Source organism: Pseudogulbenkiania sp. NH8B, from assembly GCF_000283535.1.
Taxonomy (GTDB): Bacteria; Pseudomonadota; Gammaproteobacteria; order Burkholderiales; family Chromobacteriaceae; genus Pseudogulbenkiania; species Pseudogulbenkiania ferrooxidans.
Window position 1 is genome coordinate 3,170,090 of the sequence record NC_016002.1, and the last position, 13,400, is coordinate 3,183,489.

Annotated in this window: 15 protein-coding genes; 6 read left to right on the forward strand and 9 right to left on the reverse strand. The window is 65.7% G+C overall.

Annotation, left to right across the window (positions count from 1 at the left end; genetic code table 11):
• The first annotated feature begins 50 nt into the window (after positions 1–50).
• Positions 51–1,577, forward strand: coding sequence for a DegQ family serine endoprotease (locus tag NH8B_RS14565; protein ID WP_008954284.1), 1,527 nt, complete (start codon positions 51–53; stop codon positions 1,575–1,577).
• Between the two features lie 123 nt (positions 1,578–1,700).
• Positions 1,701–2,180, forward strand: a complete 480-nt coding sequence (gene rraA / locus NH8B_RS14570; RefSeq protein WP_008954283.1) for a ribonuclease E activity regulator RraA — start codon at positions 1,701–1,703, stop codon at positions 2,178–2,180.
• 70 nt (positions 2,181–2,250) lie between these two features.
• On the opposite strand, the gene NH8B_RS14575 is transcribed toward rraA, so the two are convergent.
• The 7 genes from NH8B_RS14575 to pcnB form a co-directional block, all read right to left on the reverse strand.
• Positions 2,251–2,661 carry a GFA family protein gene (locus NH8B_RS14575; protein WP_008954282.1) on the reverse strand — a complete coding sequence of 137 codons (411 nt, stop codon included), beginning with the start codon at positions 2,659–2,661 and terminating at the stop codon, positions 2,251–2,253.
• A 171-nt stretch (positions 2,662–2,832) separates the two neighbouring features.
• Positions 2,833–3,213 (reverse strand): aspartate 1-decarboxylase, encoded by a 381-nt coding sequence (gene panD / locus NH8B_RS14580; protein WP_014087982.1) that lies wholly within the window; start codon positions 3,211–3,213, stop codon positions 2,833–2,835.
• A gap of 32 nt (positions 3,214–3,245) precedes the next feature.
• Positions 3,246–4,079, reverse strand: a complete 834-nt coding sequence (gene panC, locus NH8B_RS14585) for a pantoate--beta-alanine ligase (RefSeq protein WP_008954280.1) — start codon at positions 4,077–4,079, stop codon at positions 3,246–3,248.
• A gap of 183 nt (positions 4,080–4,262) precedes the next feature.
• Positions 4,263–5,054 carry a 3-methyl-2-oxobutanoate hydroxymethyltransferase gene (panB, locus tag NH8B_RS14590; RefSeq protein ID WP_008954279.1) on the reverse strand — a complete coding sequence of 264 codons (792 nt, stop codon included), beginning with the start codon at positions 5,052–5,054 and terminating at the stop codon, positions 4,263–4,265.
• Between the two features lie 79 nt (positions 5,055–5,133).
• Positions 5,134–5,769, reverse strand: coding sequence for a deoxynucleoside kinase (locus NH8B_RS14595; protein ID WP_008954278.1), 636 nt, complete (start codon positions 5,767–5,769; stop codon positions 5,134–5,136).
• A 15-nt stretch (positions 5,770–5,784) separates the two neighbouring features.
• Positions 5,785–6,267 carry a 2-amino-4-hydroxy-6-hydroxymethyldihydropteridine diphosphokinase gene (gene folK / locus NH8B_RS14600; protein ID WP_014087983.1) on the reverse strand — a complete coding sequence of 161 codons (483 nt, stop codon included), beginning with the start codon at positions 6,265–6,267 and terminating at the stop codon, positions 5,785–5,787.
• On the reverse strand, positions 6,264–7,631 hold the full coding sequence (pcnB, locus tag NH8B_RS14605) for a polynucleotide adenylyltransferase PcnB (RefSeq protein ID WP_008954276.1): 1,368 nt from the start codon (positions 7,629–7,631) through the stop codon (positions 6,264–6,266). Before pcnB ends, folK begins: the two co-directional genes overlap by 4 nt.
• 202 nt (positions 7,632–7,833) lie before the next feature.
• Here pcnB and NH8B_RS14610 point away from each other — a divergent pair, with 202 nt between their 5' ends.
• The 4 genes from NH8B_RS14610 to murB all read left to right on the forward strand — a co-directional run bounded on the left by NH8B_RS14610 (position 7,834) and on the right by murB (position 11,660).
• On the forward strand, positions 7,834–8,559 hold the full coding sequence (locus NH8B_RS14610; protein ID WP_041703557.1) for a 3'-5' exonuclease: 726 nt from the start codon (positions 7,834–7,836) through the stop codon (positions 8,557–8,559).
• Between the two features lie 279 nt (positions 8,560–8,838).
• Positions 8,839–9,141, forward strand: coding sequence for a hypothetical protein (locus NH8B_RS14615; protein ID WP_014087987.1), 303 nt, complete (start codon positions 8,839–8,841; stop codon positions 9,139–9,141).
• 77 nt (positions 9,142–9,218) lie between these two features.
• On the forward strand, positions 9,219–10,625 hold the full coding sequence (locus NH8B_RS14620; protein WP_014087988.1) for an MATE family efflux transporter: 1,407 nt from the start codon (positions 9,219–9,221) through the stop codon (positions 10,623–10,625).
• Between the two features lie 6 nt (positions 10,626–10,631).
• A complete protein-coding gene (gene murB / locus NH8B_RS14625; RefSeq protein ID WP_014087989.1) occupies positions 10,632–11,660 on the forward strand; it encodes a UDP-N-acetylmuramate dehydrogenase in 1,029 nt (342 codons plus the stop codon).
• A 188-nt stretch (positions 11,661–11,848) separates the two neighbouring features.
• On the opposite strand, the gene NH8B_RS14630 is transcribed toward murB, so the two are convergent.
• Both NH8B_RS14630 and NH8B_RS14635 read right to left on the reverse strand, forming a co-directional pair.
• Entirely contained in the window at positions 11,849–12,616 is a 768-nt protein-coding gene (locus NH8B_RS14630) for an ABC transporter permease (protein WP_014087990.1), read from the reverse strand.
• 2 nt (positions 12,617–12,618) lie between these two features.
• On the reverse strand, positions 12,619–13,296 hold the full coding sequence (locus NH8B_RS14635; RefSeq protein WP_014087991.1) for an energy-coupling factor ABC transporter permease: 678 nt from the start codon (positions 13,294–13,296) through the stop codon (positions 12,619–12,621).
• Between the last annotated feature and the right edge of the window lie 104 nt (positions 13,297–13,400).

The window sequence follows — 13,400 nt, forward strand, 5'->3', positions numbered from 1 at the left end:
GCGGGAGAGTGAACTCAAGCGGCCCCCGTCATGCAATCTGGACTTGAAAAATGACCGCCCCGGCCCGAGTTCCGCTCTGTCACTACCAGAAAGGATGTTCCGTGACTCCGTATTTCCGCACCATTGTCAGCGCCGCCCTGGCAGTGACGCTGCTTGCTGGCTGCGACAAGATCGAACGCCTGTTCAAAGGCGATAACCCCAACGTAGCGATTCCCGCCCAGTCCGACGGGCGGGTGGCCATGCTGCTGCCCGACTTCACCCAACTGGTCGAGCGCGACGGGCCAGCCGTGGTAAACATTCAGGCCAACAAGCTCGAAGCGGCCGCGGCCCAGAACGAGCTGCCCTTCCCGATCCCCGAAGACGACCCGCTCTACGACTTCTTCCGTCGCTTCATGCCGAACCAGCCGCCGCAGCAGGATCAGACCCCGAGCGAGAGCGTGTCGTTCGGCTCTGGATTCATCATCAGCGATGACGGCTACATCCTGACCAACGCCCACGTCGTCGCGGGCGGCTCGCAGATCAAGGTCGTGATGACCGACAAACGCGAACTGAAAGCCAAGCTGGTCGGGCTCGACAAGCGCACCGACGTCGCCGTGCTCAAGGTCGAGGCGGCCGGCCTGCCGGTGGCCAAGATCGGCGATCCGGCCAAGCTCAAGGTCGGCGAATGGGTCGCCGCCATCGGCGCACCGTTCGGCTTCGACAACACCGTCACCGCCGGCATCGTCTCCGCCAAGGGACGCAGCCTGCCCGACGAAAACTACGTGCCCTTCATCCAGACCGACGTGGCGATCAATCCGGGCAACTCCGGCGGGCCGCTGTTCAACCTGCGTGGCGAGGTCGTCGGCATCAACTCGCAGATCTACAGCCGCTCCGGCGGTTTCATGGGCATCTCCTTCGCCATCCCGATCGACATCGCCATCAACGTGGCCGAGCAGATCAAGACCAAGGGCAAGGTCAGCCGGGGCCAGCTCGGCGTGCACATTCAGGAAGTCAGCCAGGAACTGGCGCAGTCCTTCGGCCTGAAACAGCCCAACGGTGCGCTGGTGGTACGGGTGGAACCCAACGGTCCGGCCGCCAAGGCCGGGCTGCAGGTCGGCGACATCATCCTGCACATGAACGGCAAGCTGGTGGAAAGCTCGAAGGACCTGCCGATCCTGGTCGGCGGCCTGCAGCCGGGCGCCAAGATCAAGCTCGGCGTCTGGCGCAAGGGAGCGGAAAAGGACGTCCCGGTGGTGCTGGGTGAACTCGCCAACGAAGCGGCCAACGCGCCGCAGCCCCAGCAGGAAGAACCGGCTCCGCAAAGCTTCCAGTTCAACAAGCTGGGCCTGACGCTGACCGAACTGACCGCCGCCCAGAAAACCGAACTGGGCCTGCCTGGCGGCCTCTTGATCCAGAAAGCCCAGGGGCCGGCGGCACGCGCCGGCCTGCAGCACGGCGATATCATCATCGGCCTGAACCAGAGCCAGGTGCTCGACGTGAAGGGATTCGAACGCGCCCTGGCCAACGCCGGCGGCAGCATTGCCCTTCTGGTGCGGCGACAGGACAACACGCTGTTCGTGCCGCTGCGCCTCGACTGATCGACCAAACCGCCCTCCGGGGCGGTTTTTTTTGCCCCGTCAGTCCCTGCCAGGCGGTGACACGCCGAACCTGGGGCACGGTGGCAGGCACCCCATCAACACAACACACCACAAGGAGAAAGCATGACTTTTCTGACGACCGATCTGTGCGACGAACACGAAAACGATGTGCGCGTGCTCGAGCCGATGTTCCAGCGTTTTGGCGCCTGCCCACGTTTCCAGGGCCAGATCGAGACACTCAAGGTGTTCGAGGACAATACCCTGGTGCGCGAGGTGCTGAGCGAGCCGGGCAACGGCCGGGTGCTGGTCGTGGATGGCGGCGGCTCCCGCCGCTGCGCCCTGGTTGGCGACCAGATCGGCGAACTGGCGGTGAAGAACGGCTGGGCCGGCATCGTGGTGTATGGCTGCATCCGCGATTCGGTGGCACTCAACGCCCTGCCCCTGGGTGTCCGGGCGCTGGATACCCACCCGCGCAAATCGGTGAAGCGCGGCGAAGGCCAGCGCGGCCTCGCCGTCACCTTCGGCGGCGTCAGCCTGAGCCCCGGCGACTGGCTCTACGCCGATGAAGACGGCGTGATCGTGGCCGATCGGGCCCTGCTCTGACCCGGCCCCACGCCCTGCCCCCAAACGCTTCGGCCAACCTTTGCAGGTTGGCCGAAGCGTTTTGACGCCATCAATTGCCCGCCTTGGCCCGGGTGTAATGCGGCAGCCCGGCCCACACCTCTGGCTCGACCCAAGGCACATGTTCCTGCCACCAGGTATGGTGTTCCGGCATAACGCGTTCCGGCTGATCCAGCGAAGCCAGGGTAATATCGATGCTGTCCGGATCGGCCTCGTGCCGATAGGTCAGCGTCGTGCCGCAATGGGGACAGAAACCGCGCTCCACCGGGCACGACGAGTGATAGTGCATCAGCGGTTCGCCGTGCCACTCCACCTCGCACTCACGCACCGTGAACCAGGTCACGAACAGTGCTCCGCTTGCCTTGCGGCACGCCGAGCAGTGGCAATGCGTGACAAAACTCGGCTCCCCGTACACGCAGTAGTAAATGGCTCCACACAAGCAACTGCCTCTCAAATGCGCCATGCAGGCCCTCCCGTTTCGGCATCGCGCGTCAGGGCAGGCCGTCCCGAGCGCAGCCGGCAATACTCCACTCTGTCACTATGGCACCCGGACGGCGAATTTCAAATTGCCCCATTTCGCTTTACCCATAAAAAAAGCGGACCGAAGTCCGCTTTGTCTTGTCCCGAAGAATCCTCAGGCCGGCTGGACCGGGGTCGACCCCGCCAGTTCGGTAATGTGATTGCTGCCGTCGACAAACACCAGTTTCGGTGCATGATCCTTCAGCTCGGCGTCCTCGTAGGCCGCGAACGAGGCGATGATCAGCAGGTCGCCCGGCGCGGCACGGCGCGCGGCGGAACCGTTGACCGAAATCACCCCCGAACCCCGCTCGGCCTTGATGGCGTAGGTAGCGAAACGCTCGCCATTGGTAACGTTCCAGATCTGCACTTCTTCGTACTCGCGGATATCCGCCGCCTCGAGCAGGTTCTCGTCGATGGCACACGAACCGATGTAGTGCAATTCGGCGTGGGTCGTGGTCACGCGGTGGAGTTTCGACTTCAGCATGCTGCGCTGCATAATTCCGTTCCTTGCTAGCAATGACGCCGCGCTCAGCGCAGCACTTCCACATTATCGATCAGGCGGGTCTTGCCCAGACGCGCCGCGGCCAGCACCACCAGGCGCTTCTCGCCGGCGTGGGCGATCTCCAGGGTGTCGGCCTGACGCACTTCGACGTAGTCGACGCGCCAGCCATGTGCTTCCAGATCCTGGCGTGCCGCCGCCTCCAGGCTGGCGTAATCCTGTTCCCCGGCCAGCAGACGGTCACGAATCGCCGCCAGGTGACGGTACAGGCGCGGCGCCTCGGCACGCTCTTCGGCGCTCAGGTAGCCGTTGCGCGACGACAGCGCCAGGCCATCCTCGGCGCGGCCGGTATCGACCGGCACGACCTCGACCGGCTGGTTGAGATCGTCCACCATGGCCTTGATCACGTGCAGCTGCTGGTAATCCTTCTTGCCGAAACAGGCCAGATCGGGCTGCACGATGTTGAACAGCTTGGTCACCACCGTGGCCACGCCGCGGAAGTGGCCGGGACGGAAGGCGCCGCACAGCTCGTTCTGGATATGCGGCGGCTCGACGTTGAAGTCCTGGCGGATGCGCGGGTACAACTCCTGCTCGATCGGGAAGAACAGCACGTCGACACCGGCATCGCGCAACTTGGCACTGTCGGCATCGAAAGTACGCGGGTAGGCGTCGAAGTCCTCGCCCTGACCGAACTGCAGACGGTTGACGAAAATGCTCACCACCACCTTGTCGGCGCGCTGGCGCGCCTCTTTCACCAGAGCCAGGTGGCCCTCGTGCAGATTGCCCATGGTGGGCACGAACGCCACCTTGCCGGCCTGGCGGCGCCAGGCTCGCAGCTCGGCGATATTACGAATGACTTCCATCTTCCTTCCTTAGAACCTGCCCATAGTCTTGCTGCGCGGCCCTGATCGGGGCTCATGCGCACTGCGTGCGAATCTTTCGCTCAGCGATCAAATCCTCATGTACCCCTGTACATTCCGGTTTCTGTGCTGCTCTTCACCCCGCTGAGGGCCGCTCGCGACAGACCCTGAACAGGCTGGTACGCCTCAGAAGCAATGCTCTTCCGCCGGGAACGAACGTGCCTTGACCGCCGTGACGTAGCCCGCCACCGCCGCCTGGATGCTGTCCGCACCAGCCATGAAATTCTTGACGAAACGGGCTTTGCGCCCAGGGTAGACACCGAGGATATCATGCAGCACCAGGACCTGCCCGGAAACGTCGACCCCGGCGCCAATGCCGATGGTCGGCACCGCGATGCCGTCGCTCACCCGCTTGGCCAGGGCGGCCGGCACGCACTCCATCAGCACCAGGCTGGCACCTGCGTCGGCCAGGGCAGACGCATCGTGCAGGATGCGCTCGGCATCGTTCTCGCTCTTGCCCTGCACCCGGTAGCCGCCGAAGCTGTTGACGAACTGCGGCGTCAGGCCGATATGGGAACATACCGGGATGCCGCGCTCGACCAGGAAACGGGTGGTTTCCGCCATGAACGCGCCGCCCTCGACCTTGACCATGTGAGCGCCGGCCTGCATCAGGCGCGCCGCGTTGGCAAAGGCCTGCTGCGGGCTTTCCTGATAGCTGCCGAACGGCATGTCGGACAAGACGAGGGCATTTTTCGCGCCGCGCGCCACGCAGCGGGTGTGGTACTCCATCTGCTCCATGGTCACCGGCAGCGTCGAGTCCTCCCCCTGGATCACCATCCCCAGCGAGTCGCCCACCAGCAGAATTTCGACCCCGGCATCGTCCAGCAGCGTGGCGAAGCTCGTGTCGTAGCAGGTGAGCATGGTGATCTTCTGGCCTTCGGCGGCCATTTTGAACAGGGTATTGACGTTGATTTTCACTGTCTTCTTCCTCGTGGCTTGGGAAAACAGCCGCCGACGCCGACTGCTCGTGGCCGCCACGCCCGGCTGTTTCAGACGATCAGACGCTCTTGTTGAAATAGCTGCGCTGACCGCGCATCTCGCTGATGCAGCGCAACAATAGCTCGAAATCGTCGCTGCCATCAACCAGGTTGAGGTGATCGGTATTGACGATCAGCAGCGGGGCGGCGTCGTAGCCGTGGAAAAATTCGCTGTAGGCGGCATGCACGCGCTTGAGGTAGCCCTCCGGGAAGGCCGACTCGGTTTCCTTGGCGCGGCTGGCCACGCGAGACAGCAGCACGTCTTCCGACGCCTGCAGGTAGATCACCAGGTCGGGAACCGGGAACGCCGGCAGCAGCCGGTCGGTCAGGCGCTGGTAGAGGGCGTGCTCCGGCTCGTCGAGGTTGACGCGGGCAAACAGCGCGTCTTTCTCGAACAGGAAATCGGACACCAGCGGCGCAGTACGCAGCGGGCCATCCTGCATCTCGGCGGCCAGATCGGCGCGCTGCAGCAGGAACGACAACTGGGTGGCCAGGCCATGCTGCTGCGGATTGCGGTAGAAACGTCCGAGGAAGGGGTTGGCGGCGGGCTCTTCGGCCAACAACGACACCCCCCAGTAGTCCGCGAGGCGGCGCGCCAGCGCCGACTTGCCGGCCCCGATCGGCCCTTCCACCACCACATAACGCAATTGGCTCATACACCCCCCTACTGATTAGCCTTCCAGCCGCTCCACGCCCGATGCATCCAGCCCGGCCAGCAGCCGGTCCGCGCGGCCATGCCGGCCGACGGCGAGATCGGGCTGCAACTCGGCCAGCGGTGCCAGCACGAAAGTGCGCTCGTGCATGCGCGGGTGCGGCAAGGTCAGACGCTCGGACTCCAGCTCGACATCCTCCATCATCAGCAAGTCGAGGTCGAGTACGCGCGGAGCGTTGCGGAACGAGCGCACCCGCCCGAAGTGCTCTTCGAGCGCCATCAGGGCGTCCAGCAAGGCCAGCGGGGAAAGGTCGGTATCCAGCTCGGCGACCGCGTTGATGAAGTCGGGCTGGTCCAGATAGCCAACCGGGGCGGTCCGATACAGCGAGGAGGCGCGCCGCAGACTCACTCCGGGGATGGTGCCCAGCGCCGCGAAGGCGGCGCGGACCTGTTGCTGCGGCTGCTCCAGGTTGCTGCCCAGCGCGATGTACGCCCGGCTCACGATTCGACGCCCTGCTCGCCGCCCTCGCGGCGACGCTGGCTGGAACGGCGACGCTTGCGCTTCTTGGCCGGGGCGCCGCTGGACGAGCCCTCTTCGCGCACGTTGGCGATCAGTTCCTGGCGTTCGTCGTGATCGGCGTGCTGGAAATCGTCCCACCACTGCACCAGGCTCATCGGCACCTCGCCCGCCTGGGCGCGCAACGAGAGGAAATCGAAGGCGGCGCGGAAACGCGGCTGTTCCAGGAAGCGGAACGGGCGCTGGCCGCTACGGCTGTCGAAACGCGGCTGCTGCAGCCAGATTTCGCGCATGGTGGCGCTGAAACGGCGCGGAATGGCAAATTCGTTGTCCTGCAGCGACTCGACCTCGGCGATGGCGTCGAACAACGCCTGCACCGGCCGTTCGCCTTCCTTGAGCCGCGCCGTCCACTGCTGCGACACCTGGCGCCACAGCAGCGTGGCCAGCAGGAAGCCGACCGACACCGGCTTGTCCTCGCGGATGCGCACATCGGTGCTTTGCAGGCCCAGCCTCAGGAACTCGTCCTTGCCTTCTTCGTCGAGCACCGCGTCGAGCAGCGGGAACACCCCGCGCGACAGCCCTTCCTCGCGCAGCTTGCACAGACAGGAATAGGCCTGGCCCGACATCAGGAGCTTGAGCATTTCGTCGAACAGGCGCGCCGGCGGCTCCTTCTTCAAGAGGTGGGCGTGGGCACGGATCGGCTTGCGGGTATTCTCGTCGATCTCGAAATTCAGTTTGGCCGCCAGGCGCACGGCGCGCAGCATGCGTACCGGGTCTTCCTGGTAGCGGCGCGCCGGCTGGCCGATCATCACCAGCTTGCGTGCCTGCAGATCCTTCACCCCGTGGTGATAGTCGACGATGGACTCGTCGGACGGGTCGTAGAACAGCGCGTTGACGGTGAAGTCGCGGCGGTGGGCGTCTTCTTCCTGGCTGCCGTAGGAGTTGTCGGCCATGATGCGGCCGGTCTCGTTGGTGTCGTCGATGCTGCCGCCACGGAAGGTGGTGACCTCGATCGTCTCCGGCCCGACCATCACGTGCACGATCTTGAAACGACGGCCGATGATGCGCGAGCGGCGGAACAGATGGTGCACCTGCTCCGGCGTGGCGCTGGTGGCCACGTCGAAGTCCTTGGGGTTGACGTCCAGCAAGAGATCGCGCACGGCGCCCCCTACCACGTACGCGGTAAAGCCGGCTTCCTGCAGACGGGAGGTCACTTTCAGCGCGGCATGGCTGAGCCGGTCGCGCCGCACTCCGTGTTGGGAAAGAGGAATAACGCGCGGTTTGACGCGACGCTTGCCTACTACGCCTGCGGGCAGCTCGAGTACTCGTCGAATTAGCTTGCGGATCATCGGGGAAATGGTGAGAGAGTATGGAATTACGCCGAAAAGCGTCGCATTCAAGGCGCCGATTATAGCCTGAAACGACGGGGAAAACACACCGCGCACGATGACGACGGACCGCCCCCAGCAAGGCCGCCCCAGCCGGCGATTGCCCTGACCGCGCCGCCCACCTAGAATTCAGCCGTTTCCATTGCTGCAGGCCGGCCCCACCGTGACCCCTATTCTCGCTTTCGCCCTCGCCACCATTCCGGACGTGGCCGGCATCCGCACCCTGTACGGTTTTGCCGCCGACATCGCCGACAGTGACGTCGCCGAATTCGCCCTGCAACGCCAGCGCGCCCGCAGCGGCGAGGATGGCATGCCGCTTCACCTGCAGCGCATCGTTGCCATCTCCTGGACCTTGCGACTGGGCGAGGGGATCGCCTGCCACACCGGCGGCGACGCCAACACCGACGAGGCCGCGCTGCTGCAGGCCCTGTTCGACCAGGTGGCGCAGCATGCGCCTTGCGTCACCAGTTGGAGCGGCGCGGCGTTCGCCCTGCCGCTGCTGCGCTACCGCGCCCTGATCAACGGCCTCGCCCTGCCGCCGCACTGGTCCGCGGAGAATGCGACGCAAAGTGGCCTCGCGCCGTTGCCCTACGCCACGGTCCCGCTCGACGACATGGCCAGGCTGTGCGGCTTTCCCGCCCTGCCGGTGGTGGCGGGCGGCACGCCGTGGGAGGCCTACCGGGCGGGCCGTCTCGGCGAGATCCGGGCGCGCTGCGATATCGAAGCCATGGCCACCTACCTGCTATTCCAGCGCGACCGCCTGGTACAGGGCACGCTCGGCGCCGCCGACTACCATGACAGCGTGGCGCAGGCACGCGGCTGGGTCGGACAACAGGCCGCGCCGCACTGGCGCGACTTCCTCGCCGCATGGCCATCGACCGAGGGTTGACACCCGCCCGCACGCCGGGTAGTCTTTTTGCATGCGCCGATTTGATACAGCTTGCGGGGCGCCGATAAATTCCAGCTAAAGCGTGCGACAAAACCCGCTTTGGCCTCTGGCAAGCGGGTTTTTTCTTGCCTGCCGCCCCTCCCCGCCCGCCGTAGCAATCCGCCATACCGTAATTAGCGCCGAGTTAATGACAACTTGCAGGGCGCTCAAAAATCCTGCTAAAGCGTCGCCTGGCAAGGTTCCGGGCACGCCACAGCGCCCAACCTGAAGGAATACGCCATGTACGACTGCCAGAACGACAGCTGCCGCGACTTCGCCTACGACGCCGGCCACACCGCCCCGACCCAATCCACGCTCAAGGGCACCCTGGTGGCCAGCGCCGTCCACAGCGATCACCTGACCACGCTTGAGCAGCTGTCGCAGTTCGCCCGCCAGCACGGCTACCCCTTGCGTCGGCGGGAGCATCTGCTGGAACTGGTCGACGTCACCCTGCCCGACGCCCTGGCGATCAACGCCCGTTTCGGCAGCGCCCTCGTCATCAGCTGCGACCTGCGCTGTCATCCGCCGGCCCGTTTCGCGTAACGCAGTGTCTCAACGCTGTAACGACGCCCCGGCGGGATGACCGTATACTGACCGGTTTTCATCCCTCCGGCCCCTCCATGCTATTCGGACTGAGTCGGGAACCGCGCACCAAAATCGTCGCGGAAGCCCGACAGATTCTCGCCCTGGCGCTACCCATCATGGTGGCCCAGATCGCCCACGTCGCCATGGGCTTCGTCGATACCGTGATGTCCGGCCGCGTCAGCACCAACGACCTGGCCGCGGTATCCCTGGGCTCCAGCGTCTTCATCACGGTGTACGTGACGCTGGTCGGCATCGCCACCGCGCTCAACCCGCTGATCGCGCACCAGTTCGGCGCCGGCGAGCGCGAGCCTATCGGCGAGACGGTACGCCAGGGCATGTGGTTCTGCCTGTTCCTGGGCCTGATCGGCAGCGCGCTGATGATCTTCGGCCAACCCTGGCTGCGCGACAGCCTGACGCTGTCGAACGACGTCGAGGACAAGGTGATGCTGTTCCTCGACGGCGTGGCGCTAGGGCTGCCCGCCGCCCTGATGCAGCGCGCCCTGCACGCCTTCGCCTCCGGCCTCAACCGGCCCAAGCCGATCATGCTGGTCGGCGTGGCGGCGCTGCTGCTCAACATCCCGCTCAACTACGCCCTGATCCACGGCCTGTACGGCCTGCCCGCGCTGGGCGGCGCCGGCTGCGGCTGGGCCACCGCCGCCGCGCTGTGGTTCAACTTCCTGGCGCTGCTGGGCTATGTCGCGCTGCACCGTCATTTCCGTCCCTACGCCTTCACCGGCCGCTGGAGCTGGCCGGACTGGTCGCGCTACGGCGCCATGCTGAAACTGGGCTTGCCGATCGGGCTGTCGTTCTTCTTCGAGGTCAGCCTGTTCTCGTTCATCGCCTTCCTGGTAGCCAAGCTCGGCACCACGGTGGTGGCCAGCCACCAGGCGGTGCTGAGCGTCAGCAGCATCATCTACATGCTGCCGCAGAGCATCTCCACCGCGATGTCGGTGCGCGTGGGCCAGGCGGTCGGCGCCGGCGATTACCGCCGGGCGCGCTTCACCGCCGGCACCGGCCTCTTGACCGGGCTGGTTCTGGCCGGGGGAACCATGCTGCTGATGCTGACGCTGCGCCAAGACATCATCCGCCTCTACACCACCGACCCCGAAGTGATCCGCATCGGCGCCGGGCTACTGGTCTTCGCCGCGGTGTTCCAATTGACCGACGCCACCCAGTGCATTTCCTCCGGCGCCTTGCGCGGCTACAAGATCACCACGGCGCCGATGATCATCCACGTGGTGTCGTTCTGGGGGTTGGGTCTGAGCCTCGGCATGGTGCTGGGGCTGACCGACTGGCCGCTGCCCTTTCTCACCCTGCCCATGGGCATCGAGGGCTTCTGGGCGGCGCTGGTATTCAGCCTGAGCGTGGCGGCGTTTTTGCTGGTAGGCTACCTGTCGCGCGAAAGTCGCCGCCGCCTGGTCCGTCAACACACCGAAAGCTGAACCGCCGTGAGCCTTGTTTTTCTTCATGACCACCCCCTCAAAACGCTGAACACCTTCGGCATGGACGTGCGCGCCGCGACGTTCTGCGAGCTGGACGACCTGGTCCGGCTGCCCGAACTGCTGGCGAGCGAACCGTACCGGCGCGGACCGGTGCTGTGGCTGGGCGGCGGCAGCAACCTGCTGTTCACCGGCGACTACCCGGGACTGGTGGTGAAGGTGGCGCTCAGCGGCATCACGGTACTGAGCGAGAACGCCGACGAGGTCGTGGTCGAGGCCGCCGCCGGCGAGAACTGGCACGGCTTCGTGCAGCACACGCTGACGCAGGGCTGGGCCGGGCTGGAAAACTTGAGCCTGATCCCCGGCACCGTCGGCGCGAGCCCGATCCAGAACATCGGCGCCTACGGCGTCGAAGCCAAGGACTGCCTCGCCGAGGTGGTCTGCGCCGACCTGCACGACAACGGCGCCCAGCGCATCCTCTCCAATGCCGAGTGCCGTTTCGGCTATCGCGACAGCGTGTTCAAGCACGAAGCGAACGGCCGCCTGCTGGTGACCGCGGTGCGCTTCCGCCTGAGCAAGCGGCCGACGCTGCACACCGGCTACGGCGACATCGGCAAGGAACTGGCGGCGATGGGCAAGGCGGACGGCGCCTCGCCGCGCGACATCAGCGAAGCGGTGATCCGCATCCGCACGGCCAAGCTGCCCGACCCGACCCAGCTCGGCAACGCCGGCAGCTTCTTCAAGAACCCGATCATCGACACGGGGTTGGCCGAAGCCCTGCTGGCGCATCACCCCGACCTGCCGCACTACCCGGCGGGCGCCGGCAAGACCAAGCTCGCCGCCGGCTGGCTGATCGACCGAGCCGGGCTGAAGGGCTACCGCGAGGGCGACGCCGGCGTACACGCGCGCCAGGCGCTGGTGCTGGTCAACTATGGCCACGCCAGTGGCAAGGAAGTCTGGGCTTTGGCGCAGAAGGTGCAGGCTGCGGTGAAGGAACGTTACGGCGTGGAGCTGGAGCCGGAACCGCTGGTGCTGTGAGACGCTATCCTCGTCGTGACTGCGCGCTCGTGATCTCGGGCTGGGCGGTGCCCTGAGCGGGCAGACTGCCTGCGGGAGACTCCCCGAGCCATGACTCGCATGGCACCATGCCCATTCCGCCCCCAGTACTCCAGCCACCCCGCGCAGCCGGCCGCTCGTCACACCTTGAGAGCCGCGTTCAGAATGGGCTACTTGAGCAGGCGCCGCCGCGTCAGTATCACCGCCAGCGAGAACGACACGACAGCATAGAGCAGCAGGATCAGCAGGCTGGGCCAGATGAGCGGCGGCACGGTCGCGTTGACCAGCGGCCGGGCAAGACGGATGGCGTGAGTCAGCGGCAGCACCTCGGCCACGGCGCGAATCCAGCCGGGCAGGTTCTCCGCCGGATAGAACACCCCGGAAATCAGCATCATCGGGCTGACCACCAGCGTGAAGTAATACATGAAAAAGTCGTAGCTCGGGCTCAGCGCCGTCACCACCAGCCCCATGCCGGCAAACGCCAGCCCGGACAGCGCGATCAATGGCACGATCCACAGCACCAGCGGGCTCTTGATCAGCCCCAGGAGCCCCATCACCAGCAGGATGGCGAGCCCCGACAGCAGACTCTTCGACGCCGCCCACAGCCACTCGCCCAGCACCACGTCGTCCACCGTCAATGGCGCGTTGATGATGGCCGACCAGGTCTTCTGCACGTGCATGCGCGAAAACGCCGAGTACAGCGCCTCGAAGGTCGCGCTGTTCATGGTGCTGTAGCACACCGTCCCGGCGGCCAGGAACTGGATGTACGGCACGCCGCCGATCGACGGCAGCAGGCTGCCGATACCGAAACCCAGGCCCAGCATGTACAGCATCGGGTCGGCCAGGTTGCCGAGGATGGACGGCGCTGCCAGCTTCTTCCACACCAGGAAATTGCGCAACCAGACCGGAATGAAGCGCAGCGACAGGCGAGGCAGCATGCTCAGGCTCCCGGGTCGGAGTTGTCGTCGAGGTAGCGGCTGTCGTCGAAGGTCGCCACCCAGCGCGGCCGGTACACGATCAGTATCGCCATGATCAGGCCGGAGGTGAAGGCCTCGGACCAGGACAGCAGGAAGTAGAACGGCAGCGCCTCCGACAGCAGCTCGTCCCAGGGGTAGGCGCCCGCCATCCCCAGCACCGCGATGCCGGCAAGCCCGGTGGCGAACAGGCTGGCACCACCGGCCAGGAACGCGCCGACGAACACGTAGACGAACAGGTTGGGGGGCAACAGGCGCTGCGTCAGGCGCAGCACGGTACTCACCAGCGTTACCGGCAGCACCGCCATCAGCCAGAAGTTCAACCCCAGCGCCAGCCAGTCGCCGGCACCGTAGGCCGTCACCCCCGCCAGCACGATGGCGAGCGCCAGGAGCGCCAGCCAGTGCCCCATCATCAAGGTCAGGATGGCCGCTCCCAGCAGGTGGAAGGACAGCCCGGGCTTGAGGCCGCCTTTCATCATCCACATCGCCATGGTCAGCACGCAGGCGCCGAGCCAGGCGTTGAGCGCAACGTGGTCGAGCTCCCGCCAGCGCACGCGGCTCGCCGCCCACCCCAGCAGTCCCAAGGCCGCCAGCAGGGTCGACCATTGCCCCCAGAGGGGAAAGAAAGCGGCGGGCAGATTCATGACGTGGCGATGACGGCGAGGAGAATTATTTCATCATACCAGACGCGGCCGACCCGCTGCCGCCACAACACCCCGGCGGACCGCTACAATACGCTTTTTGCGGA